We start from the raw sequence: 25,096 nt of genomic DNA, 5'->3' as shown, positions 1-25,096 counted from the left end.
GCCACCCGCTGGTGGCGCGGCCACCCGTCCCCTCATCCCCCGTGAGGAGGAACGACGTGACAGACGACCAGACCGGCACCGTCGACCAGCTCATCCTCGACCACCTCGACCACGCCAACCTGCCCGAGACCGCCGAGGACCTCATCATCGCCGCCCTGCTCGGCGACGAGGACCTCGCTGCCGTACTCGGCGGAACGGCGCCGCAGCGGCCCGAAACACCCGCCGCAGACGAGGCGGCGTCCGAGCCGATCGGCACCTATCTCGCCAGCATTGAGGTGACCGGCTTCCGCGGCATCGGCCCCACCGCCACCCTCAACCTCATCCCCGGGCCGGGGCTGACAATCGTCACCGGCCGCAACGGCTCCGGCAAGTCCAGCTTCGCCGAAGCCGCGGAGTTCGCCCTCACCGGCAACAACAAGCGCTGGGCCGGCCGAACCGCTGTCTGGCAGAAGGGCTGGCGCAACCTGCACGCCAGCACCGACCCGCGTATCCGCGTCCGCTTGGGGGTCGAAGGCCACCGCGACGGGGCCACGGTCGAATGCCACTGGGCCAGCGACGCGAACCTCACCGAGTGCACCACCTTCCTCCAGGCCACCGGCCAGCGCCGCCAGAGCGTCGCCGACCTCGGCTGGGCCAAGTCCCTGGAGCTCTACCGCCCGTTCCTCTCCTACTCAGAACTCGGCGGCCTCCTCGGTGGCAAGGACAGCGAGATGCACGACTCCCTGCAACGAATCCTCGGACTCGGCCGCCTCGTCGAGATCGAAACGATGCTCAAGACCGCCCGCCGGGAGATGGACCAGCAGCGCAAGCGGGCCGCCGAAAGCATCCCGCCATTGAAGGCGGCACTGGCGGAGCACCCGGACCCCCGCGCCCGCCTTGCCGAGCACGCCCTCACCGGCCGGCTCGCCGACCTCGACCAGCTCGAAACCCTGACCACCAGCGGCGAAGCGACCGACGACACGACCGTCGTGCCGCTGCGCCAGCTCGACGTCCTGCACCTTCCCAGCCACACCGAACTCAGCACCGCAGTCGACCGGCTCCGCACCGCGCTGCGCCAGATCGACGCCCTGGCCGGCACCCCGGCCGAGGAGGCCAGGGCACTGGCCGGGCTGCTCCGCGACGCGCTGCGCCACCGCACCAACCACCCCGACCAGCCTTGCCCAGTGTGCGGGGGTCGCACCCTGGACGAGGAATGGGCCGCCCAGGCGCAGACGCAGCTACACCGGCTGGCCCAGCGTGCCGAGCAGCTCGACGGCGCCCACCGCACCGAACTCGAGGCGCGGCGCGCCCTGCGCCAACAGGTGCCCGCCCTGCCGGCAGCCCTGAACCTCGACCTCTCCTCCGAGCAGGTCCACACCGGCGACGCTCGGACGGCCTGGCAGAGCTGGGACGACCTGCTCGCCGCCGCGGACTCCACCACGATCGCCGAAACCGCAATCGGCGCCTTCGACACTCTGGTCAACACCCTCAGCCCGGTGCGAACCGCCGCCCGGGACGCCCTGGAGCGTCGTCGGCAGGCGTGGCAGCCGGTCGCCGACCAACTCCGCACCTGGATCGACACCGAACACGCCAGCCGGCACGCCGCCACCATGTTCGCAGCCCTCAAGACCGCTATCGCCAAGCTGCTGGAGTTCGGCAACGAGATCCGCGCCGACAAGCTGGCGCCAGTCGCGGCAGAGGCAACCACCATCTGGAACACCCTGCGGCAGGACAGCAACGTCCAACTTGGCGCGATCAAGCTGGCCGGCACAGGCACCACCCGCCGGGTCGACCTCGACGTGGAGGTCGACGGCGTACCCGGAGCGGCCCTCAGCGTCATGAGTCAGGGGGAACTGCACTCCCTCGCCTTGGCGCTGTTTCTTCCGCGCGCCACCATGCCCGAGAGCCCGTTCCGGTTCCTCGTCATCGACGATCCGGTGCAGTCCATGGACCCGGCCAAGGTCTACGGCCTTGCTCAGGTCCTCGCCCAGGTCGCGAAGCACCGGCAGGTCATCGTCTTCACCCACGACGACCGGCTCCCCGCCGCCGTCCGGCACCTGCAGCTCGACGCCCGGATCCTCGCCGTCAGCCGCCTCGCCCGCTCCCAGGTCACCGTCACCGGTGACCGGGACGGTGATCCCGGACAGCGCTACCTCACCGACGCCCTGGCCATCACCCACGACGAGAACATGGCCGCCACGGTGCAGGCCACCATCGTCTGCAACCTCATCCGCGATGCCCTCGAGTACGCCTGCCACGAAAGGATCCGGATCCGTGGCTTCCGCGCCGGAACCTCGATCGCCGACACGGAAGCCGCCATCAGCGAGACCGAGGGGCTGCGCCCCACGCTGGCCCTCGCTCTGGTGGGCGACCGCAAGCGCGTCGGTGCCCTGCCTGCCGAGTTGAGCAAGCTCGGTCCCACCGCCGCTCGTGTGGTCAAGGCGGCGAACAACGGCTCGCACGGCGGTGCCACCAGCGACCTCGCGGTCCTGATCGAGGAAGCACGGCACCTGGTGGGGAGGCTGCGCCGCCCATGACCCCCGAGCAGCTCCTCGACGAAGCCTCCACCCTGCTGCACCGTCCCAGCCGCAGTATGCGCCGCTGCTGGCAGCGCGGCTGCGCCTGCCTCACCCGCCTCGCACTCGAACAGGGATTGCGCATCTATTGGGACCAGGTCGCACCCAGCGTCATCCGATGCCCGATGCGGCACCAACTGCTGGCCCTGCCGGCCTTCGTCGATGCCTCGACGGCGCTCCTCGCGAGGACGGCATGGCACGGCCTCTCCCGCGCCATGCACCACCACGTGTACGAGCTGGCGCCCACTGTGGCGGAACTTGAGAGCTGGCACCGGGACGTCACCTGTCTCCTACCGCAACTCCATGCCGTGAGTTCCGCGAATAACACCACCGGCTCTGATTAAGCCGCTGCAGGCAACCCTTGGCACAGCGAAAACGACTTGTCGTTCCCCCGACCGGGGCGACGGCACGAACGATCTTGGTGGCACCGGTGGGCCGATCGGGCAGGGCACGGGCTGTGACCTGCTGCTCGTCTTGTGCTGACCACGGCTCACTTGCATAGTCGCTCTACGGCTGCGGCCGCGTTCTAGAGGGGAAGAACGTGTCACAAGCATCTGAGTTCCTCCGCGACCGGGAACGCGCCTGGGCACCAGCCCTGTCCGCCGTGTCGCTCGTCTCCGAAGTCGGCGCCCTGGAAGAGGATGTCAAAGAGGTCATCCGCCTACTCGGCAGGGTCTGCGGAGACTCCGGCCTGTACGACCGCCGGCTGCTCGCCTATCGGTACCCCGCGTGCCTGGTCACCGGACTCGCCGGCATCGGCGCCGTCGGCTACGAACACGGCAACTACTGGGGCGCCGTACACCAGCTGGCGCCGGGCAGGATCGACCAGAGTCTGTGGGGCGAGCTGTTCCGCGCCAACCTCGACCGCTTCAAGCTGGCCCGATTCCCGGGGCTTCCGCAGGTCAACGTCGGCGAGATTCTCATGCACGCCGGCGTCCCCGCGTACTGCATCGGCGACCTGTTGAACCTCCTGCTGCAGCGGCTGGCCCGCGATCCGGGCATGTCCGCGGAGCACTTCCTGGCCTGGGCACTGACCCCCGGCCGCGAATCCCGCCTGTTCGAGCTCGACAAGCCCGTGCAGCGCTTCATCCAGTACGGCGGCGACTACGCCGAGGATCTCATCGACCGCTGCATCGACCTGCTGGAGCGACTCCGCCAGCCGGTGTTCCACGCCGACGGCCTCGGACTGCCTCCACATCTGATCGCCAAGGCGCAGCACCTTGCCGAGTCGGGCCAGCTCGACTGGACCGGTGCGACCGGCCGGGCCCAGATGGGGACCCGGATCACGCAGGCCCGCCCCCACCTGGAACTTGAGCCCTTCGGTCGGGGACTCCTGCTGTGGCTGCCCTCGGTGCCCGACGCGGCGGACGGCCATGTGGTGTGGCAGGTGCGCATCGACGGTGAGGCGCAGACCGTGGTCAGCCGGTCGATGTGGCCGGGCGTGCGGGAAACCGTACCCGCGACGGCACTGCCCATCGCACGCCCCGCGCGACAACTCACCGTCGAACTCGCCGCCTACGACCAGGAACACGAGATCGAGGTGGTCGACCCGCGGGATCCGCTCCTGGTGTTCACCGACGACGGTCGACGCGTACCGGCCACTGCCAGCCTGCCGCCGGAACCCGCCTGGCTGCTCTACCCCCACGAGAGTGACGCCGGTGAATCGCTCGAGCTTCACATCACCGGCGACCTGCACGATCTCGGCGACGTCCCCGCCCCCTACGGCTGGCTCGGCTGGAGCCTGCGGCGTGTCGACCTTCGCCAAGTGGCCGAGCTGCGTCTCGGCGGCGGCACGCCCCGACGAGTCAAGGGCGCCCGACGGGCTCAGCTGCACCTCGACCCGCCACTCCCCGGCGTGTGCAGCCTCACCGGCGCCCCGGTCGTCACGGCCGCGCCGAAGCTGACCCTGCCCACTGAGCCGGGCGTCACGACCGAGTGGTCCATCCGGATCCGCAAACCCGGATCCGATCAGCTGATCACCGAAGTCATCACCATCATCCGCGATACCACCATCGACCCCTGGCATCGGTTGCCCCGACCCCTTGTCGGCACGTACGAGATAACCGTCCGCGGCCCCCTCGGCCGCGGCCTGTCCCGCACCCTCGAACTCGTCGAGGGCCTGAACGCCCGCTCCAACCCCTCGTGGCGGGAGATCCGCGCCGACGGTCTGGAACCAGCGACCGTGCGGGCCAGCGCCAGCCTGCACGGCCTGACCGTCACACCGACGACGGTGCAGCTGGGTCCGAAGGACACCGCCGCTGAGGTGCAGATCGACAGCACTGCCGGATCAGCGACCGTGCGGGTGACACCAGCGCACATGGCGGTGCAGCGGCTCGGCGGCAACGGCCGCGGTGACTGGTCCTTGCAGCCGCTGCGCCTGGACACCGAGACGGTCGGCGAGGGGGAGCTGCTGGTCCGGCTTCACGAGGTGGCAGACGCCCAACTCGTCGTCAAGGCCGCCGGTCGTGAGCTGCAAACCGTCGCCTCTGGATTCACATATGGGCAGCCCTTGGCGCGGTTCCCTCTGGCCGCCATCGCCGACACCGTCGGCGTCCACGGCATCGCACAGCTCGATGTCCGCGTCGACGGCCAGGACTTCCCGGTGGCCCGCTGCACCCCGAGGCGCCTCGCCAGCTCCGTCCACCTCGACAGAGACCGGCTGGTCCTCGTCGACGGCGTGCATGCAGAGGGCCTGGTTGCCGGTTTCTACCGGATATACGCGCCGTGGCAACCTCCCCACGTGGTGACCTTCAACCAGGACCTGGTCAGTGATCCGCTTCCCGAGGAGGTCACCACCGCCGGGCCTCTGGTGGCGCTGCTGCGCATCGAGGATCCGTGGGTGCCGGCAGAGTGGCCCGATTGGCCCGCGGCCGACAACGTTTTCGACATCGCCGGCCGTGAGTGGAAGCCCAGCGGAGAGGACAGCGCCGACGACGCCGTGTCGGGTTACCTGGCGGGAGCCGGCGACCTGCCCGACCACCCGGACATCGCACCGCTGCTGATCGACCTGTATCACCGGGCGGACGGCCTGCGCGGCAGGGTGACCCGGGACGTCCGCAGCACCTCCGCCATCCTGCGGCGCTATCCCGCGCAAACTCTCATCGCGCTGACAAAGACCAGGACCTCGGCCGACCGGCTGGTCGCCCCACTCGTACACTCCGGTCTGATCGCCGCACCCCCCGACGCGTACGTCGGGGAGCGTGACGCAACCAAGCTGTGGGGGATCAGCCCTCTGGCAGGCATGCTCGCCACGGCCCATCGTCTCGGCGAGCAAGACGGAAATGAGGAGCTACGCGAGCAGGTATCGGCAGTCTGTGGCGAGGTGGCGCTGCATCTGCTCGCCGGTGGCATCGACCCCTACCGGACGGTTGGCCGGTTCGATGAGTCGGCTCTACGCCTGGCCGAGCTTCCGATCGAGGTACGTAACCGGTTGTGGAAGGCGATGCGCGTCGTGCCGGGCGGTCTGCTCGACGCCGACGAGCGTTTGACGGCAGCGCGGCAACTGTTCGATGTGCGGATACAGCCGGGCCTCGGCAGAGTCTCCAGCGCCGCCAGGGAGCTACTCCTCGTTTCGCGCCAACAGATCCATGCCGTCAGCGGGCAGCGCGTAACGGACGCAGTCCAAGCGCGAAAGCCAACCACAGGCTGGTGTGCACTGCCCGCGGTGTCGCTCGTCCTGGCTTTCGTCGCCCGCCTGGCTGCCCGTGGACACAATGGCTGTCAGCGGCTGCTGCCGCGCACCCTGCCGCATCACGCGACCCTCGCTCGCAGTGCACCCCGCCTCGTCACCATCGATCTTCTGCTTGCCGAGTTCACCCTGATCGGATCCGGAGCCGCCCGATGATCCTCGACCCCATTGCCACCAGTGACGCGGTCGTCGCCACCTACCGGCGCTACCTGCGCACGCTGGTGGAACCGAAGGACCCTCGTCTGGCGGCCGCCCTGGAAAGCGCGATCAGCGAAGCGATCAACCAGGACATCACCAAGGGCCCCCTGCTCGAAGCGACGCCGCCCTACGTCACCTCATCCACCCCACGTCAGCTCATCGACACCGGCATTCTGGATCCCGGGATCGCCACCCTCGGCAAGGGGTTCAACCTCGACCGACCGCTGTATCGGCACCAGGAGCGGGCGATCCGCAAAGCCGCCGCCGGCCGGAACCTGGTCGTCGCCACCGGCACCGGTTCCGGCAAGACCGAAAGCTTCCTCCTGCCGATCCTCAACCGCATCATGGCCGAACGCTCGGCAGGAACGCTCGGCGCAGGCGTCCGGGCACTGCTGTTGTACCCGATGAACGCGCTCGCCAATGACCAGATGAAACGGCTACGCGGCATCTTGGCCGAGGCGCCGGACATAACCTTCGGCCGGTACACGGGGGAGACCCGGCAAACCCGCCGCGAGGCCGCCGAGATATTCGAACGGCAGAACCCTGGCGAGCGCCCGCTGCCCAACGAGCTGCTCAGCCGCGAAGACATGCAGCAGCGGCCGCCACACCTCCTGCTGACCAACTACGCCATGCTCGAATACCTGCTGCTACGCCCCCTCGACATGGACCTGTTCGAAGGAGAACACGCCGGGCACTGGCAGTTCATCGTCGTCGACGAGGCACACGTCTACGACGGCGCCCGCGGCGCGGAACTGGCCATGCTGCTACGCCGCCTGGTTGACCGCGTCAACACCGACCAGCCGGTCCAGTGCATCGCCACCAGCGCGACCGTAGGCGGCGACATGAAAGCGGTCGCGGAATTCGCCGCCTCCCTGTTCCCGGCACGGTTCGAGTACGACCCTGCCGACGAAACCCGGCAGGACGTCGTCACCGCCGACCGTGTGGAACTCCCACCCGGACCGGAATGGGGACCCCTGCCCGCCTCGGCGTATGCCGAACTCCTGGACGCCGACGACCCCGCCGCCGCCATCCTGGCCCGCGCCCAGCAGCACGGGTACGCCACCGACGACCCGGCAGACGCCCTCGCCCGCGAGCAGCGCGTCCGCAGGCTCAAGGCACTCCTCACCCACGGGCCAATGCCACTACCGCAAGCAGCACACGCACTATTCGACACCGGTGACCAGACCGCCTGCGCCGCGATGGTCGCCCTGGCCAACAGCATCCACGACACTGACGGCGCCCCCGTGCTCTCCGCCCGCTACCACCTGTTCGCCCGCGCCACCGAAGGCGCCTTCACCTGCCTCGGACCCCACGGCCCGCACGTCAGCCTCACCCGACACGAGCGGTGCGAACGCTGCGGCGACGCCGCATTCGAATTCGGCACCTGCCGCCGCTGCGGCACGGTCTACCTCTCCGGCACCCTCGAACGGGTCGGCGCCCACGCCGTCTTCCGCTCCCGGCGCTCCCGAGATGAACAGCAAGTCTGGATGGCGCTGGTCGACTCCGTCGCCACCGACGAAGACGAAGAAACCATCTCCAGCGGCGCCCAATCCGCCGGCGAACGGGGTGGCATGTGCAGCCGATGCGGAGTCTTCCAGACCGGCCCAGCGACCACCTGTCCCCGCTGCCCGGACATGCCCATGCGCCAGGTGCGATTCCTTCGGCAACGGACCGACGAACTCACCGCATGCCTGTCCTGCGGCGGACGCGGTGGCGGTCTGATCCGTCTCTTCTCCAGCGGAAACGAGGCCTCCGCCTCGGTCCTCGCCACTGCCCTCTACCAGAAGCTGCCCGTAGCGGCCGACCCCATTCAGCAAGGCCTGAAAGGAGGCGGACGCAAGCTTTTGCTGTTCAGCGACAGCCGACAGTCCGCGGCCTACTTCGCGCCCTACCTCGAAGATTCCTACCAGCGCATGCAACGCCGACGGCTGCTGCTCGAAGGCGCCCACGCTGCCGCCGAGACCGGCGACGAGGTCCGGCTGGAGGATGTCATCTACCACACCAGCCGGGCCGCCGACCGGTACGGCATCTTCGAACGCCGCCAGTCACGACAGACACGCGAACGCCAGGTAGCACTCTGGGCGCAGGTCGAAGTCGTCGGCGTCGACGAACGCAACTCCCTCGAAGGCCGCGGACTCCTCGCCTGGGACATGTCCCGCGACCCGGCCTGGACCCCACCCCGGCCGCTGACCGACCTCGGCCTCACCGCCGACGAAGCCTCTGCACTAGTCGGCGAGCTCGTCCGATCAATCCGCCTCCAAGGTGCCGTCGCCGCACTAGACGGCGTCGACCCCCGCGACGAAGCATTCGAGCCGAGGCTGGGACCAATCTACGTACGAGGCACCGGCGCCGACTCCCGCCGCAAGGTCCTCAGCTGGCTGCCCACCAAGGGCGTCAACCGCAGACTCGACTACGTACGCCGACTGCTCAACCGGCTCGGACACACCGCGGAACCCATCAAGATCCTCGAAGGGGTGTGGCACCTCCTGACCAGGGGACCACAGTCGGAGTGGCTGATCGCCAGCACCGAGCGCGGCATCGGCCAGGTCTACCAACTCGACCCCGCCCTGATGGCCTGCACCGTGGTCACCGGTGACAGCGAACTCTGGCAGTGCTCCACCTGCCGCAAACTCACCCCGTTCAACGTCCGCGGCACGTGCCCGACCATGGCCTGCGACGGCGACCTTGAACAGTGGACGCAGCTAGCCGCCAACACAGATACCGATCACTACCGCAACGTCTACCGGGACATGAACCCGGTACCCCTGCGCGTCTTCGAACACACCGCGCAGTGGACCAGCGAGCGAGCTGCCGAAATCCAACAGCAGTTCGTCCGAGGCGAAGTCAACGCCCTGTCCTGCTCCACCACCTTCGAACTCGGCGTCGATGTCGGCGAACTCCAAGCCGTGATGCTCCGCAACATGCCACCCACCACCGCCAACTACGTCCAGCGTGCTGGCCGCGCCGGCCGGCGCACCGACGCCGCCGCCCTCGTCGTCACCTACGCCCAACGACGCTCACACGACCTCTCCCGCTTCGCCGAACCCAACCGAATGATCGCCGGCGAAGTCCGCGCACCCTACGTACCCCTCAACAACGTGCGGATTGATCGACGGCATGCTCACTCCGTGGCCCTAGCCGCCTTCTTCCGCCATCAGTTCCGCACCTACGGCACCGTGTGGCGGACGGCAGGAGAATTCCTTCTGCCCGACGACTACGGAATTGCGCCCGTAACGCTGGTCCGCGACTTCCTGACGCCCGTGCCCGCGGACATCACGAGGTCTCTACGCCAGGTCCTACCCACCGACGTGCAGGTCAGCATCGGCGTCGACTCCGCCGCCTGGGTCGAGCACCTGCTCGACCTCCTGGAGTCCGTCCGAGCCGAACTCCAACAGGACGTCGACACCTACGAACAAAAGCGGCAGGAGGCTTTCGCCGCTCGCAAGGACGACCAGGCTGCCCGCTACAGCCGGGTCATGAAGACCATCACCGCCCGAGAGCTCCTCGGACTGTTGGCCAACCGCAACGTCCTGCCCAAGTACGGCTTCCCCGTCGACACCGTCGAACTACGGCTGGCGTTCGCCGATGCCCAGCAGGCCAAGCAGCTGGAACTTTCCCGGGACCTCTCCTCAGCCATCTATGAGTACGCGCCCGGCGCGGAGGTCATCGCCGGGGGATTGACCTGGCAGTCCGCCGGCGTTTATCGGCTCCCTGGACGGGACTTGGAACGCCGCTACTACGCCATCTGCGACGGCTGCGGCCACTACCGCGACTCCATCGACCGCCTCGACCAAGCCTGCCCGGCATGCGGCGCCGCACCGGTCGGCGCTCCCCGCCAGTACGCCATTCCGGTCTTCGGTTTTGTCGCCGCCCGCAACAGCGCCCGGCGGCCCACCAGCGCCCCGCGACGTGCCTGGCACGGTGCGACCTACGTCGTTTCACCCGGCGCTGAACTGTACGAAGACAAGCTGAACCTGACCGGCGGCACCGTCACTGTCAGGGCCGGCGCCAGAGGCGAACTCATCGCCATCAGCGATGGAGCGCTCGGCCGCGGCTTCTTCATCTGCGCCACCTGCGGCTTCGGGCGCCCCACCATCGACGGACTGGCCAGCCACCAGAGCCCGCTCAGTGGCCGAGACTGCCGAGGCCGCATGGAGAACCTCTCCCTGGCCCACAGGTACCAGACAGACGTCCTCGATCTGAGCCTCGAAGGGACAGCCACGGACGGCCTCGACGACACCGCCTGGCGGTCGATCGCCTACGCTATGGTGGAGGGCGCTGCCCGCGCGCTGGAGATCAGCCGCGACGACATCGACGCAACGATCTATCAGACCGAGACCGGACGCAGCGTCATCATGCTGTACGACACCGTGCCCGGCGGCGCCGGGCACGTGCAGCGCATCGCGCAAAGACTGCGCGACGTACTCGACCAAGCGGTGCGACGGGTCCGCGACTGCGAGTGCGGCCCCGAGACAAGCTGCTACCGATGCCTGCGAGTGTTCCGCAACGAGCGCTACCACGAGCAGCTACGCCGCGGCGTAGCCGCCGACGTACTCGGCCGACTACTCGGCAAGGCAGACCACGCGCCGGCCGGAGTCTTGCGGATCTCCCTGTCCGACGTTCAGCCCGCACTGACGGCGACGCGCCGGTTCCTGGTATCGGAGGCGGCCGGGGAGGTATTCGAACCAGTTGCCTCCGGTCAACTGGACCTCTACGAAGGTCGCGTCGTCCTTGCCGGCCGCGACGGCAAAGCCGCAGTTGGACGGCTCTGGCTGCGCCGCGACGCCCACGGCATCGTCGGCGCAGGGTTGCAGCAGATCGCCGGAGCGCCACTGGATGGCGAAGCAGACGGTCTCACGCTGATCGGCGTTGCGGTGCTGTGACATGCGGGTCGGCGGTGTCCCACCGACCGCCTCCCGCCGAACGCAGCCGTCTCATGATCCGGGGCGACTGCAGAGGTCGGCCGGCTTATCCGAAGTGAATCCCTGCCGGGAGGAAGTCGAGCTTGATGGGACAGTCGGGCGTTGGCGCCGTCGCGCCGCTGGAAGTGCGGCGCATCGCCTCGGAGGCTAAGGCCAGCGAGCTCGCGCACTGGTTGTTGATGCCCGGGCGGCGGTGGCCGGTCGTGGTGCTGACCATTCCGGGGGAGCACGACGAGCCGTTCGGTGATCCGGACGAAATCAAGCAGGCGGTCGGCGACCTGGCCGAGGTCGTACTGATGCCCACGAGCGACATCTCGTGGGCGTTTTCTCGGGTGATGCCGGCCATGACCCAGGTGTACGGCGGCGCGGGCCGGGTGTATCCAGTCGATCATGCCTGGGTTTCCGACCCCGGGCGCAGCAGGTTGCGGTTCGCCTACTCGCCGCACGACCGCAAACGCATCACCGACCAGTTGATCAGCGACGCGCTGCAAGCAGCTATGGCAGCCGGACTGGTCGAACCCCGCACTCGTCCGGGAACGCAGCAGCGCTCTGGGAGGGTGCAGGGCATCATCGGGTCGCGCGCGCTGGTCATGTTCGACGACATGTCCGTGGCGACGGTGTGGGAGGAACTGACCCTTCCCGGCGTTGCCTTGGACAGAGTGCTGGTCCGGGGGCAGTTCGTATCGGGCCGCTACGACCCAGACTCGCGGCGGCTAGACCTGCGTGCCGCGTTGCGTTTCGCCGAAGCCGCCAGCGCCCAGGGCGGCATTCAGGAGGCGTATCAGGCCGGTGACGTCGTTCTGGCCGAGGTGGAGGCGGTGGCCGACGAGAGCGTCACAGTGAGGCTGCTGCCCGGCCTTTCAGTCGGGATCGATCGGGAGGCGGTCACCAGCAATCAGAAGGACACACTGGTTGGCTTGTTCAGTGTCGGGGAAGTCGTCGCCTGCCGCCTCGTGACGGTCGAGCCGCTGCGGTTGCGGTTGGATGACGTCGACGACGAGGAGGTGCCGAGGCCAGCGCCGAGCCTGCTGCCGGGCGGGCCTCCGTGGCTGCGCCTGCCCGAGCCAGACCCGCAATCCCAGGTTGCAGCGCCGTCCCCGCCGCCGACGTCATTTCCCCCGAAGGTGGCGCCACCGTTACCGAACGTTCCCACTGTCGCGCCTCGACAGCCAACGCCCCTGGACCTGGTCCATCGCCTCTCCCCGCCGCAACGGACCGTGATGGCCCGACGTGCCGAAGCGGTACCTGCGGCAGAACAGGCGCAAGTCCTACTACTGAGAAACGAGCTCGCGGCCGAGCGGGCGACCCGGAAGGCCCTCGTCGGCGAACTGGTGGGTCTACGAGCTCGGGCTGCCGAGTTGGAGGCCGAGCTCGCGCAGGCAATCCGCGCCATCGAACAGCTCCAGACCCGCTACCGTGGCGCCGATCTGGCTCGGCAGCGCCTGGGCAAGCGGCTCAGGAGCGCTCAGGGCCGCGTCGACCAGACAGCCGGTGTTCAGGCGCCGCTGTTCCTCGATCCAGAAGAACAGTTCCGTTACGAGGTCACCTGTGAGTGGGCGCAGCGCATTCCGGCTGCCGAGAAGGCCGACAAGCCGCTCGCCAAGTACACGCTGGCCGGCGACTTCCTCGACTCCGTGGAACAACTTGAGGGCATCAGCCGGGCAAAGGTCGTCGCCGTAGTGGTGGAGGTGCTCACGGGTCAGGCGCAGCACCTCCCCGGGCGCGACGCGCACCCCCTACGCACCGGCGAGGCCGGCAGCCCCTACGTCCGCCGCTCCGACGGCGCGATCTGCTGGCGGGTTGCGTTACAGCGAGAATCAGCGGCCGCTCGCCGGCTGCACTACTGGCGTACCCCGAATGGCTACGAGTTCTCCCGCGTCGCGCTTCACGACGACTATCGTCCCTGACCATCGGCGTGCGCCGGGGCCACGACGACGGGTCCCCTCCCGATCCCTGCCCTGATCCGGCCGTGGGCCGAACCGGCATCGGGCCGTGGTGGGACTCCGCCTTCTCGACCCTGGCCCAGTGCCGCCGCGACCAGCGGGGTCAGGTGAAACTCACCGACTCAACATGGGCCAGTTCTGGGCCCGGCTGGGCGGCGATGGTCATGGACCGACTGGGGTGGCCAGGTTCATGGTGAGGGCGCTGGCGAGCGCTGGGGGAAGGGGGATGCGGGCGGCTTGACGTTCGGTGGCCCACTCGGAGCTGTCGGGCGATTCGCCCATTACAATGCCGAACCAGCGTTCGCGGTCCTTGACTACCCGGAACATCTTCTCATCGTGGGTGCCGCCGACGTACGGTTCGTAGACGACGACGGGCCGGCCGACCCGGGCCGCCTGGGAGCCGATGCGGTCGACGCGACCGGTGCGCTGCTCCAGCGTGCTGGGGTTCCAGTCTAGGTCGTGGTGGATGACATGGCGGCAAGCGTGGTGCAGGTCGACGCCCTCGGCCATGACACTGCTGGCGATGAGTACTTCGGGGAAGAATGGGGTGTTGAACGTCTGCATGAGCGTTTCACGGGTGGCAAGCTTCGCCTCCCCGTTGACCAAGCGGACGTTGGGTAGAAGCACCTCGCGGTCGTGGAAGTGCTCGGACGTGTCGAAGTGTTCGCTGGTGACGCGGATGCCACCGGTCTGGATGCTGGCGAGCGCGTTGAGCAGGTCGTCCCGCTCCTTGTCGACCTGTTGGGCAAGGGCGGCTGCGAAGGCACTGATCTGGTCTGCGAAGGTGGCGCCAGGCGCGCCGCGGTCCAGGCCAGCGAGTAGCCCCTCGATGGTCAGGTTGGGGGAGAGGTCAACATAACGGGTCAGGAACGAGGGCGTACGCATGAAGCGGACCCCGACGTCCTGCACCCGTTGCGCCGTCTCGTCATCGAGTCCATCGAGGTAGCTGGCGACTCGTTCCCGGAAGGCGTCGTACCCGCTGACATCGCTGCGTAGCAGACGCTCGGCGACCGCGTCGACCTCAGCTAGCACATCGTCGTCGGCGGGCCTCCCGAGGGCCTGCGCGGCCCGGTCGATGATCTCCCGCCGGATGGCGCGCGAGATGTGATTGCGCAGGGCACGGCCGGTCTCGCGGTAGAAGCAGAAGACCAGGACCTTCTCGCCGCGCCGCCATAGTTCGACCGCGCGGCTGACAGTCGCGGCCACCTTCGGGTGCGCTGCCCAGCCGTCGACCGTGTTGTCCGGCAGGGCCGTCCTGATGCGCTCGACATACCACCGGAGTTGGTCCTCCGCGGCGGTGGCGGGCTTGTCCGGCATGTAGTCGTCGGGGGTTTCGAGGTCGTCGAGCTTGGCGATCCGGTGGGCTCTCGTGTCGGCGTAGGCCTCGAAGGATGAGGCGAGCCCGTAGGCGTAGTAGCCCCGCACCGGGCTGGCCTTGCTCGCGTTGTGGAGGTTTGCGATGGCCTCGGCGCGGGCGGCGAGCAGGAACGGCAGAACTGCTTCGCCTTCGACGGTCAGGCCGGAACCGGTGTCATGTCCGTCCAGGATCGCCCGGCCGGGGTGGTAGTCGCGGCGCTGGGTCCGGCTGGCCCTGGTGTGTCGGATGACCCATGGGCGCAGCAGCTTCTCGGCCGATCGGAGCTCGTCGTGCGCTGCGGCTGCGGCGGTGATCGCCGTACGGACGCGCTCAGATTGCCCTTCCTCAACGTCGAATGTGGCGACGGAGGCAACCTGGGGGGCGTCGGACTCCTCGAGTCGCGACCAGGCCCGTTCCAGCCGCAGTGCAGCAGCACGACTTCGGTTGAGCCCGTTCTGGATTTCTTCCACCTGGTCGTCGAACCGCTCACGCGCCGCCTGCGACGACCAGCGCACGCCATGGAATCTACGCAAGATCCGGATCAGCTCGTCATGGTTGAGCTGGAACGGTGTGGCGGTGAGGAACAGCATCCTCTCGAACATGTTTCCTAGCGCGCCACGCTCGTCAACAGTGTTGGCAAAGAGGCTGCCGAGCTGGGTCCTGTTCTTGACGTGGTGGGCCTCGTCGAGTATCAGCAGCGGCAGCCGGACATCCAGGCGTTGCAGGGCCCCCTTCCAGACCTCGCCAAGTGCGCACTCGAGCTGTGCCCGAGCGACCTTGAGCCGCCCTTCCAGGTTGGCGGTACGGTAGACAGGAACGGCGGCCAACGCCTGCCGTAGGTCCTCGAGATCTAGCCCGGATACGGCGTCGAGCAGTGCTGCAGGCACGGGGTCGTCGTCGAGCGGATCCTCGGGTCGACCCCGGTCCCACACCTGCTTCCACCGGCCCGGTTGTTTCTCGAGCAGCGTCGCCACCAAGGCCTGGCCCCCCGCACCCCGGAACCGGGGTTCCCGCAGCAGTGCGTGGGCATGCTTGGCCAGCACCCGGCGGTGCTTGTCCCCATCGCGGTTGTAGCGGGTGGCCTGGCGCAGCAGGGCGAGCCGGATCAGCGGGTCGGTGAGCCTGCTGGTGAGCGCAGTGTGCGTGGCGAAGATGAGGTGCTGGCGCTCCTCAGGGGGGTCGTCGAGCATCTTGAGCAGGTCACTGCCTCGCTTGACCGGCCGCGACCCGCGCAGCCCGTGGTCGGGCGGGAGGCAGTGCTCGGCGAAGACCTGCCACTCGCGGGGCCACTTCTCGGCGACCGCCGCTGGGACCAGGACGACGACGGGGTTGGCGCGCCCGGTTGCTTCCAGCACGGAGACCGCCACTGCGAGGGCAACGTAGGTCTTGCCCATCCCGACCTCGTCGGCGAGCACCACGCCGGGCTGATCGGCCAGGGAACGCAAGATGGCGTCGGCTGTACGCAGCTGCCGGTCGGCGTCCTGGGTGGATACCCGACCAGCCGTAGCGAGATTGATCCCAGGTTTCAGTGGCCACACTTCGCCAAGGCCTCCTCCACGGCATCGCGGACATATTGGTCAAGGGTGGCGTCCTGCGACGAGGGCAATCGCTGCGTCTGCTCCCGGATCTGCTCCAGCACCGTTGTCACCTCTCGCGTGATTACACATCGCTCGTCGACGTTGCGGACGGCCGACCAGTCGACGGCCGCGATGGTGAGGGCGAGCTCGGCGAGCATGAACTGCTTCTCGCCGTTGACCATCTGCTCGTCGGACGTACGGACCACGCTCTCGGCAAGGGTGAGCGGGCCGAGTGCCCCGTGCAGTCGCCACCGCACCGCATCGAGGTTGCTTGCCGGCCGCGCGAGCCGTTCCTGCAGCCGCATCAGCGCGAGCGAGGACTGCCGGACGCGCTGCATCAGGTGTGCCTTGTCGTAGCGTGTCAGCGGATCCAGCCCGGTGTCCGCGCCAGCTTCTGCGACCCGCTCGAGTTTGCGTAGCTCCTGCTCGACGGCGACGGGCAACGGTCGCGTCGAGGCGAGCGCGGCGAGCAGGGCGTGGACGGGGATCTCTCGTAGCTCGCTGGGCGGTGGCAGAGCGCCGCGGTCGTCGATATTCGCGGTCCAGGTCGACTCGACCTCCTGTCCGTCAACGTGCCAACGGACTAGCAGGTAGGCCGGGAGCGGCGTGCCCGGTGCGAGCGGAACCCGTACTTGGGGCTCGACGGCTGCCGACCAGGCCGCACTGTCGTAGAGGGGGTGACCTGCCGGGTCGAGGATACGCCAGCTGGCGGGCAGCGTTGTCGGATCGAGGGTGAGGGTTGCGGCTGGCTCGGGTCGCAGGTGCAGGAGGCAGTCGACGAAACCGTACGGCAACTGATGCCCGGTCGACTCGTCCTCGTCGGCCGGCGTCTCCCACTCCTGCGCGTCGGACACGATCGGGTCGCCCTTGGCGGCGAGGGCGCGCAGCGCCTTGCCTTCGGCCGAGTTCAGTTCGCAGCCGATCCACATGTTGAGCTCGCGGTGCGCGCCTGGGTGTAGGCCCAGGCCGTACCGTGTCACGTTCGACGAGCCGACCATCGCCGCGACCCACGTGTCACTTTCCAAGAGCACGAGCTTGGCGTGCAGCGTCCGCCGCTCCTTGTCGGGCCTCGCGTAGACGGACACCGCTGCGCCCTGATCAATCAGGGATGGCGGTCCCTGCACCTTGCCGGTGAACGGGCTGATGTCGGCGAGGATGGTCAGCTGGCGCTCCTGCGCTGGCCGCCCGGTGAGCAGACGGCGTACTGCGTCGATGCCGGGCGCGGGCGCCACGTCGTCCCAGAACGGTGAGAGCACGGTTGCCCGCAATGGCTTCCCCCCGCGCCAAACCGCCTCGTAACGGTCAAGCGGGTTGACTTTCGGTCTACCGGGCGCGAGTGCGATGTGAATACCCGCACTTGGCCAGGCGGGCAGGTCGGCGGCCTCGATGCGCTGGCGGAACAGGGCCAGGGTGGCCAGTGCGCGCGCCTTAGGACCGACCTCTGACGATCCAGGAGCGAGGTCGACGAGGTCTAGCAGTTCGTCGTGCAACTCGATGAAGACCGTCCGTGGTATCTGGCAGTGCTCGTCAAGGTCGAGGGCGAGGCCGAACTCGACCTGCTGCCGGTAGCCGGCGGCGGTGAGGTTGGCCGAGCCGAGCAACACCCGGCAGTGACGCTCCCAGAGCAGAACCGCGGCCTTGGCATGCAACAGACCATCGCCTGGTACGGCGACCGGGAGCAGATCCCAGCGCAGGTTGCGCTTCTGCGTGCGCGTGCTGCGGTCGGCGAGCACGGTCACCTGCGTCTCGGCAAGCCGGTCCTCCTCCTCGAGGATCGAGGCGATGGTGGAGATCCGATCGCCGTCTCCGGTGCCTGTCGAGAGCGACAGGAAGCGGGACAGACAGTCCTGCGCGAAGAAGTCGGCGTCGAAGGTGAAGGTGGTGACCAGGCATGCTACGGGCCGACCGGCGTGCTGCGGCGCCGACCAGTGCTCCAGCATCCGTACGGTCATGACGTAGCCCCGATGAAGTTGCGCAGGGTCTGAACGCGTACAGGATGGACGAAGTGGTTGAGGTCCGGTCGTTCAGGACTGCCGTAGGGCGGGCGGACGACCCAGCCATCGCGTAGCGGCTCGAACCAGCTGCGCTTCCCGCCGGGCTTGCCCGCTTGGACCTGCTCGTGATGGTGAAGTACGAACTCGGCAAGGTCCTTCGTCGAGCGGGGGTAAACGAACTCGCCCAGGCGTTGCTCCAGGTCGATGTCATGGGTCACCTCGGCCACGCGGTCGGCGGCGCGCTTGAAGTGCTCGGGGATCTCGCGGGCGCACCGGCCGAGCAATTCGTCCTCGGCGACGTGTGCGGCGGTGAGCGGCTGGCCGCCAAGCGAGTACGACACGCTGCAGAGCAGGCGGAAGGCGGCGTTGACGAGGACCGCCAGCTTCTCGTAGCTGACCACCGCGTCGATGATCCGGCCCAGCTCGTGGGATGCGTGCTTCCGGGCGGCGGCAAGAAGTAGCGGCTCTGTGGTTTTGCGGTCGTCGCCCGCCAGCAGGAGGGCGAGTTCGGTGCGGTGCTCGTGCCTCGGGTCGGTGAGAAGCCGGCGCAGCACCGCTGCCTCGGTCGGTCCGGCCTTGTCGGGCCGCAGCGTGGTGGCGAGCCGCCCGAGTAGCTGCGCGCCGGTAGCGACCGTAAGGGACCCCTTCTGCAGCGCCGCGCGCACCTCCTCGTGGATCCGCCGGCGAATCGCCCCGCCCTCGGTGCCGGGGACCTCGTCGGCGAAGCCGGTCAGGCCGTGGTCGTGCTCCCACGCCCGGACCAGCTCGACGCACCGCTCGGCCGGCGCCAGATCCTGGGTCAACACACCCGCGTCAACCGCGAACGGCTTGTAGACGCCGTAGAAGCCGAAGACCCGCGGACTGTTGAGGTAGGTCTGTCGGGACAGCCGCTCGCCCCGGTTGATCGCGGTGCGCGTCTTCTGGCTGCCAGGGACGTCGGACGGGAGGGCTCGTTCGATCCGGCGCACGAACGCCTCGATGAGCAGCCACTCGAAGCAGATGGCCGGTGTCGAGACGCCGTCGTGGGGCTGCTCATCGGCCAAGGACTCGGTCGCGACCGCCCCGACCGCCATCGCGGTGGTAAACCGTACCCAGCGCATCCGCGCCCGCAACGCCGGCACCAACCGCTCGGCGAGCCGATCGGAGATCGCGCTCAGACCCATCGGGTCCAGGCTCCCCTCACCGGAGGCTGGCGGGTCGTAGGCGGACACCGCCGGAAGTGTGAGTCCCATCAATGGCATTGCGAGAATCACCCCCAGGGGACGGATAGGAACGCGCCGGTACTGCCAGGCGACTCGTACGAATCTATCCGTGAGCTACGACAATCCGCGGATGAGCGCGCCCAAGGCCTCAGCCCGGTCCGCTGGTCGGACGGCTCCAGCGGCGGCAGTGGCTTGTCGCTGCTGCGGGCACGGGACCTTGGATCGAGCCTCGCCGGGTGCCGAATATGCCGGCACTGTCCGAAAGGCCCCAGCGGTCCGGAGTGGGCCCTACGCGTTGCCGCTAAGGTCAGTGCCCTTCCACTTCCCTCGGCCGGCCGGACGCGGGGTCCGCCGCTGATGCAGCCAGATGGCGTGGTCGAGTTCCCACGGTGTGCAGCCGATCTTGCGTGCGGTGGCAACAACATGTGCGCGGGCGTCAGCTGCTGTCGGCAGCGACCGAAGGCCCAAGGCGTCGCCGACCCATCGGCGCACCATGGTGTCGGGCTTGATGCGCTGATCGTCGCCGACGAGCATCCAGAAGTAGTCGAGCCGGATATCGTTCAGGCCGTTGCCGGGCACGCGCCGAAGGTCAGCCTCAACGCTCGCCAGGCGGTCGCCGTCGGTCAGGAGGTCAGCCGCATCCCGCAACGATGTGATCCCGTGCCTGCACAGCACGTCGGCATACGCGATGACCGCGATGCTCTTGTAGGGCGCAAGCCGGTTGCGGTGTGTCCTGTTCCGGCATTGCAGGTCCTCCTCAGCCAGGCGATCGGCGCCGCGCTGGACAGCCCAGTCCCGGAAGCTGCACAGATCTTGTTCGCCCGTCACTTTGGACGACTCACCAACGATGAGATAGCGGTCCCTCAGACCGGCGAGGTCCGCATACCGGTTGCAGATTTCGACGACATGCTCGTACCGCTGGCCGATCGAGTACACCGCGTCGAGGATGCACAGACTCAGGTGTGCCCACCGCCGGGTGCGCGGCTCGACCCGCAGCGCGGCGGCCGCCGCGACGAGCGGGTCCACGGGCGCCGCGACGCGCGAGTCGGCTGGAATCGCGGCCGTGAGCTCGGCGAACAAGTCAGCCGACATCAGTACTGCCTCAGGGCGGCCATGCGCACCGAGGGCAACGGGCACATGGTCGCCGGCTCGGAACCGCTCGAGGATGCTCGGTAACCGCACCCTCGCGTCTCGAACCGACAGCGTTTCAGGGATGATCATGCCGGCTCCACAACTGAGGTGAACACATCAATGGTGTACACCTTAAGTGGTAGGCGTGGGCGGGGTCAATGTGGAGTGGTCGACCGCGAGACCCACGTATCCCACCCCCGATCCTGGCCTCGGCCTGGCCTGACGGTGTCATGTCAATCGGATGGATAGGCCGGCGGTAGTCGTCGCTGGGTGACGTTCCCAGCCTTGGCCTATCTCCCGATGTGCCGGGACCGCATGCTCGGCCAAGCTGATGCAGTCGCTGATCCAGGCCGGATCTGCCACTTCGGTGGCAGGTTGGGCCCGGCATACCGACGGGGCGGGCGACCAGGGGCGAAGGGCGAAGGCAGAGTGAGCGAGTTGGCAAGGTCTGAGTTAGCTCCTGAGCTGCTGGGAGTCCATGTCGACGCCTACAAGAACCTGCGTGATCAGTGGCTCGACTGGGCTGACGGCATGGCTCTGTTCGGCCCTAACGGCGCCGGTAAGACCAATTTCCTCGAGGCTCTAGCGATCCTGCTCGGCACGGACCAGACACTGCTTCTCGCCCACCCGCGGCTGGCGCCCGTCACCACGAATGGCCTCGGGATTGTGGCGAAGGTGTCTGCCGATGAATTGCCGTGGGCGCCGTCAACGCTTCCGCCGGCGGACCTCCCGATTCCATCCGATCTTGCGCGCCGGCTGCCAGTGCTGTCACGAGGGCGACAGGACGCCGCATGGTGGCAGGCGATCGGTGTCGGCGGCGGGGACAGCTTCATGGCGGGCTTGGCCGAACTCGCTCTGCCGGTCGAGGTTCGCAAGTACCTGGAGTCCCAGAGCACAAGGCCCGTGATCCGGTACCGGCTTGTCTCGTTCGCCTTTCAGGTCACGGACAGGCTTGAAAATGGCGATCCGGTCGCCATCCGGGTGGAGCGGAAATTCTCGCGCACGTTGATGGGCTTCTGGCCGCCGGAAGTCGTGAAGCGCCTCGCGGACGGCCTGCCAGACGTGTTCGCGCCGCTGCGCACCGCCCTGGCAGCGCCGCCGACTGGACCAGACGGGTACCTCGACATCCTGGCGTTGCCAGACGCTGCCGAGCCGCCAGCGCAGCTTGAGTGGTTGCCACGCAGCCGGCGCAGCGGGGAGGTGTACGAACACCTACGTTCCCGGATGGAGGCTGCAGAAAATCCGGCCGAGCGGCTCGCGGAGAGTCTGGCGGACCTGCCGGCGGCTGTCGGCGACTTCGACCCCGACGGACGCTGGTGGGCGCACGAGGTGGCGGCGGAGGCCGCGTCCGCCGAACTGGCCGTCACGCTCAACCATGTTCGGGTTCAGCTGACGGGGGACGACGCGGACCTCGAGTTCCTCGACATCCGCGGCCAGGAGCCGATCTGCATTGGCCATACGCGCGCCGCCGACGCCCTGGAGCGGTTCTCGGCGGGCGAGCGCCGCTGGGTGGACGAGGCGCTGGCCACCGCAGCCCGGGCCGTGGACCGGTTCGCTGCCAGGGCAGAGTGGCAGGCCAACCTGCTGGACGAGCTCGATGAAGCCGCGGTGATCGAGTCGCTGATCGGGGTCAGCGAGTCGGTGCAGACCCTGGTAAATCAGGCGGGCTTCTGGACGGCGGAAGCGAAGGAGCGCCTGCTGAGCGTCCTGGAAGGCCAACTGTTGGCCGCCGCTCGCGAAAGGCTGTCGAAGGACGACAGCTCATTCGGTCGACACCTCACCGAGCAGAGCGCCGGGTTGTCCAGCCTTCGTCCCCAGACTGTGGTGCGGGTGTTCGATGAACCGGAAAGCCACCTTCATCCGCAGGCCCAGCGCATGATCGCCGTCGCGCTGGACCGGCTTCGCTTGCGCGGCGACAACATCGTGCTGGCATCGCACAGTCCACACTTCCTGGATCTACCCGCCTGGCGGCTCGTGCACGTCCAACACACGCCGGAGGGGACCACCATGTCTGCGCTGGCCGCGGCCGACCTCGACGCGCGTAAGGCCCTGGCCGGCCAGATGGGACTGAGTCGGGGCGAGCTACTGACCCGGGTGTCACTCCTGCTGATCGTCGAGGGCGAACACGATCGCCTCCTGCTGGAGGAACTGTACGGGGCTCGCCTCCAGGACGCGGGTGTGGCGATCATCCGGATGCATGGCACGAGCAACCTGCCGGCGACCGCGCAGATGGACTTCATCGAACGTCACCTCGACGTGCCGATCGGCGTCCTTCTCGACTTCACTCGCCTCGAGAAGGTGGACGACAACCGCATACCGACGAGTCACCTCCATGCGGAAGAGCAGGCGCTACGACACCTACGCCGTGCCTGTCGGAAAAACCGACGCCCGATGACGTACTTCGGCTTGAGTAGGCCGGACATCGTCGCGTACCTCAACGAGGACGCGATCCGCGTCGACGAGCCGGGATTTCCTGGCTGGTCGACGGTGACGCGCGAGTTTGGTGCGGTCAGCGGACGTTTCCGGCAGGCGCAGCCCCCCGTAGAGCGCCCCAGTTTCAAGCCGTGGCTTGAAAAGAGGTTCGGCGTCGACCTCACACGTACCGACCGGGTGCAGCGGATGGTGGAGCGGATGGTCCAGGAGGGCCTTCCTGCCGGCGCGGAACTCACGAATGTAGTGCGTGAGGTGGAGCGGAAGGCTGCCGCCGGGCGGTGGCCAGAACAGCCCGGGGCCGGGCCCGCTCACTGATCAATGCCCCGGATCAGCCCGGCCGGTGCGGTCCAGCTCGACGCACCGGGTAGCCGGTAGGGTCGCACCCATCCCGGACGCGACCGAACATGCAGGAGACTCTCGCCGTAGCACCCGGCCTCCGTTCTGCCCTGTTGCTGGATCCGCGGGCTCGTACCGGCGAACTCCAGCCGCTCAACCTCGAGGCAGAACCGGCACTTGCCGAACTTCTCGACGCACGCGGGACTCACGGGGAACCGGTAGGAAAACGAGGCTGACTCGATCCGCCCGCACGGCAGATTCCTGCCCGTTCATCCTGATCGAGGGTGTGAGGTATTGAATACGACCTCCGGCTCCCGTCGCGTCGTCCCGGCGCCGTGGCAGTGTCTCCGTCCGTGACCATCACGACGGCGGGTGCGCGATTCCTCGCGGCGTTCAACGACATCGAGAAGCACATCCGAGTGAGCCTGCGCGCGGACGTCAGCGTCGGGTTGCGCAGTTGGCCCGGGAGTACGCCGACAAGAAGCGGCTGCCGAATCACCACAAGAGCGCCCTGGTGGCGTTCGCTTCGCTGCGGAACGCGATCAGCCACGGTACCTACTACGGCGGCCGGCCGATTGCTGAGCCGGTAGAGGCCGTCGTGCTGGAGATCGAGCGGCTCCGACAGCAAATCCTCGAGCCACCGCTGGCACTGACCGTCCTCGGTTCCGGCAAGGTCTGCGTGGTGCAGCCGGACGACCCGATCAGCGTCGCACTGGACCATGTCCGCACCTTCGGGTACTCGCAACTGCCCGTGTATGACGGCGACGGCTATCGCGGCGTCCTGACCACCAACGCCATCGCTCGGTGGCTCGCGGACCAGTTGACCAGGAACACTGGGATCGCGGAGGAAGAGCCGGTCTCGCAGGTGCTCGCGTTCGCCGAGCCGGGGGAGGACGCCCTCCTGGTTCCCCGGACGATCACGGTGGTGGATGCCATTGACAAGCTCAGCCGAGGCAGGCAGGCCGGGCAGTTGAGCGCGGCGCTCATCATCACTCAGAACGGGAACAGCAAGGAGAAGCCGCTGCGTCTGGTCGCTCCGTACGACCTTCCGCTACTGACCGCGGCCCTCGCCATCACCTGATTCTTCTGGTTCCCCCGGAAGGCTGCGCCGCCGCTGGCCCCGGCTCATCGGCCGGAGCCAGCGGTGCGAGCGGCGAGAGAGCCGGGAGTCAGCCGGCGAGCGGGCTGAAGCTGCGGCCGTCGAGCACGTTGATGAGCTCGTCGTCGCGGGTGACGTCGTAGCCGCGTTCGCGCAGCTCCGCCACCAGCTCGCTCTCGTGGTCAATCGGGATCTCGAGGTAATCACCGTTGTGCGCGGTGTACTGGCGCTTGCCGAACCGGTCCTGGAGGTCCTCGGGGAGCAGCTCTAACGCGCGCTCGGTGACCATCCGGGGCCAGTCGCCCTCCATGACCGTGCCCAGCTCGTTGATGTCGAAGGGCTTGCCGTCGGCGTAGTCGTCGTCCTCCGGCTCGTAGCACTCGGGGCCGGCAGGGTTCCACAGGTGGGTCATCTGGACCTGGCGGGCTTCGCCCCACGTGCGGGCGGCGGCCAGCGCCTTGATCTCCTCGGCCTCCTCGGTGGCGGTGTTCGCGTCGGCAAAGGCCAGGCAGTCGTGCAGCTGCGCGTGGCCGTAGTCCAGGCGTCGGGGGTTCGGGTGGTGCGTCTTCATGGCGCACATCTTGCCGAAGGGGTACGACATCCAAGATCAGGTGTTGATGCGGCGATCGAAGCGGGATCGGCCGTAGTAACGGCCGGATGG

The 25,096-nt window shown here is 68.2% G+C and carries 12 protein-coding genes; 7 read left to right on the top strand and 5 right to left on the bottom strand.

Annotated elements, in window-relative coordinates; all coding sequences use genetic code 11:
- Window positions 1-56 precede the first annotated feature (56 nt).
- From ABZS80_RS24535 to ABZS80_RS24515, 5 genes are all read left to right on the top strand, one after another.
- Entirely contained in the window at window positions 57-2,516 is a 2,460-nt protein-coding gene (locus ABZS80_RS24535) for an AAA family ATPase (RefSeq protein WP_355059340.1), read from the top strand.
- Complete coding sequence (locus ABZS80_RS24530; RefSeq protein WP_355059338.1) at window positions 2,513-2,899, top strand: hypothetical protein; 387 nt, start codon at window positions 2,513-2,515, stop codon at window positions 2,897-2,899. Before ABZS80_RS24535 ends, ABZS80_RS24530 begins: the two co-directional genes overlap by 4 nt.
- Before the next feature lie 260 nt (window positions 2,900-3,159).
- Complete coding sequence (locus ABZS80_RS24525; RefSeq protein WP_355059336.1) at window positions 3,160-6,399, top strand: hypothetical protein; 3,240 nt, start codon at window positions 3,160-3,162, stop codon at window positions 6,397-6,399.
- Complete coding sequence (locus ABZS80_RS24520) at window positions 6,396-11,324, top strand: DEAD/DEAH box helicase (RefSeq protein WP_355059334.1); 4,929 nt, start codon at window positions 6,396-6,398, stop codon at window positions 11,322-11,324. Before ABZS80_RS24525 ends, ABZS80_RS24520 begins: the two co-directional genes overlap by 4 nt.
- 125 nt (window positions 11,325-11,449) lie before the next feature.
- Complete coding sequence (locus tag ABZS80_RS24515) at window positions 11,450-13,270, top strand: hypothetical protein (protein ID WP_355059332.1); 1,821 nt, start codon at window positions 11,450-11,452, stop codon at window positions 13,268-13,270.
- Window positions 13,271-13,468: 198 nt separating this feature from the next.
- Here the strand turns inward: ABZS80_RS24515 and ABZS80_RS24510 are convergent, their stop codons facing one another.
- From ABZS80_RS24510 to ABZS80_RS24495, 4 genes are all read right to left on the bottom strand, one after another.
- Window positions 13,469-16,081, bottom strand: a complete 2,613-nt coding sequence (locus ABZS80_RS24510; protein WP_355059330.1) for a helicase-related protein — start codon at window positions 16,079-16,081, stop codon at window positions 13,469-13,471.
- A 107-nt stretch (window positions 16,082-16,188) separates the two neighbouring features.
- Entirely contained in the window at window positions 16,189-18,180 is a 1,992-nt protein-coding gene (locus ABZS80_RS24505) for a hypothetical protein (RefSeq protein WP_355059328.1), read from the bottom strand.
- An 8-nt stretch (window positions 18,181-18,188) separates the two neighbouring features.
- Window positions 18,189-19,355 (bottom strand): hypothetical protein, encoded by a 1,167-nt coding sequence (locus ABZS80_RS24500; RefSeq protein ID WP_355059326.1) that lies wholly within the window; start codon window positions 19,353-19,355, stop codon window positions 18,189-18,191.
- 369 nt (window positions 19,356-19,724) lie between these two features.
- Window positions 19,725-20,657 carry a hypothetical protein gene (locus ABZS80_RS24495; protein WP_355059324.1) on the bottom strand — a complete coding sequence of 311 codons (933 nt, stop codon included), beginning with the start codon at window positions 20,655-20,657 and terminating at the stop codon, window positions 19,725-19,727.
- Window positions 20,658-20,996: 339 nt separating this feature from the next.
- Between ABZS80_RS24495 and ABZS80_RS24490 the strand changes: the two genes are divergently transcribed.
- Both ABZS80_RS24490 and ABZS80_RS24485 read left to right on the top strand, forming a co-directional pair.
- Window positions 20,997-23,315, top strand: coding sequence for an AAA family ATPase (locus tag ABZS80_RS24490; RefSeq protein ID WP_355059322.1), 2,319 nt, complete (start codon window positions 20,997-20,999; stop codon window positions 23,313-23,315).
- A gap of 478 nt (window positions 23,316-23,793) precedes the next feature.
- Entirely contained in the window at window positions 23,794-24,417 is a 624-nt protein-coding gene (locus ABZS80_RS24485; RefSeq protein WP_355059321.1) for a CBS domain-containing protein, read from the top strand.
- Between the two features lie 88 nt (window positions 24,418-24,505).
- On the opposite strand, the gene ABZS80_RS24480 is transcribed toward ABZS80_RS24485, so the two are convergent.
- Window positions 24,506-25,006, bottom strand: a complete 501-nt coding sequence (locus ABZS80_RS24480; protein ID WP_355059319.1) for a hypothetical protein — start codon at window positions 25,004-25,006, stop codon at window positions 24,506-24,508.
- Window positions 25,007-25,096: the final 90 nt, after the last annotated feature.

Source organism: Micromonospora sp. NPDC005305 (assembly GCF_040607315.1).
GTDB lineage: Bacteria > Actinomycetota > Actinomycetes > Mycobacteriales > Micromonosporaceae > Micromonospora.
Note: the sequence above shows the minus strand (reverse complement) of the source record. Positions and strands in the feature narration are given on the sequence as shown.

What these genes read in the sequence shown, in the direction of transcription:
- ABZS80_RS24530 (WP_355059338.1), top strand. Translation starts at nt 2,513, where the DNA reads ATGACCCCCGAGCAGCTCCTCGACGAAGCCTCCACCCTGCTGCACCGT.
- ABZS80_RS24520 (WP_355059334.1), top strand. Translation starts at nt 6,396, where the DNA reads ATGATCCTCGACCCCATTGCCACCAGTGACGCGGTCGTCGCCACCTAC.
- ABZS80_RS24515 (WP_355059332.1), top strand. Translation starts at nt 11,450, where the DNA reads ATGGGACAGTCGGGCGTTGGCGCCGTCGCGCCGCTGGAAGTGCGGCGC.
- ABZS80_RS24505 (WP_355059328.1), bottom strand. Translation starts at nt 18,180, where the DNA reads ATGCTGGAGCACTGGTCGGCGCCGCAGCACGCCGGTCGGCCCGTAGCA.
- ABZS80_RS24495 (WP_355059324.1), bottom strand. Translation starts at nt 20,657, where the DNA reads ATGATCATCCCTGAAACGCTGTCGGTTCGAGACGCGAGGGTGCGGTTA.
- ABZS80_RS24480 (WP_355059319.1), bottom strand. Translation starts at nt 25,006, where the DNA reads ATGAAGACGCACCACCCGAACCCCCGACGCCTGGACTACGGCCACGCG.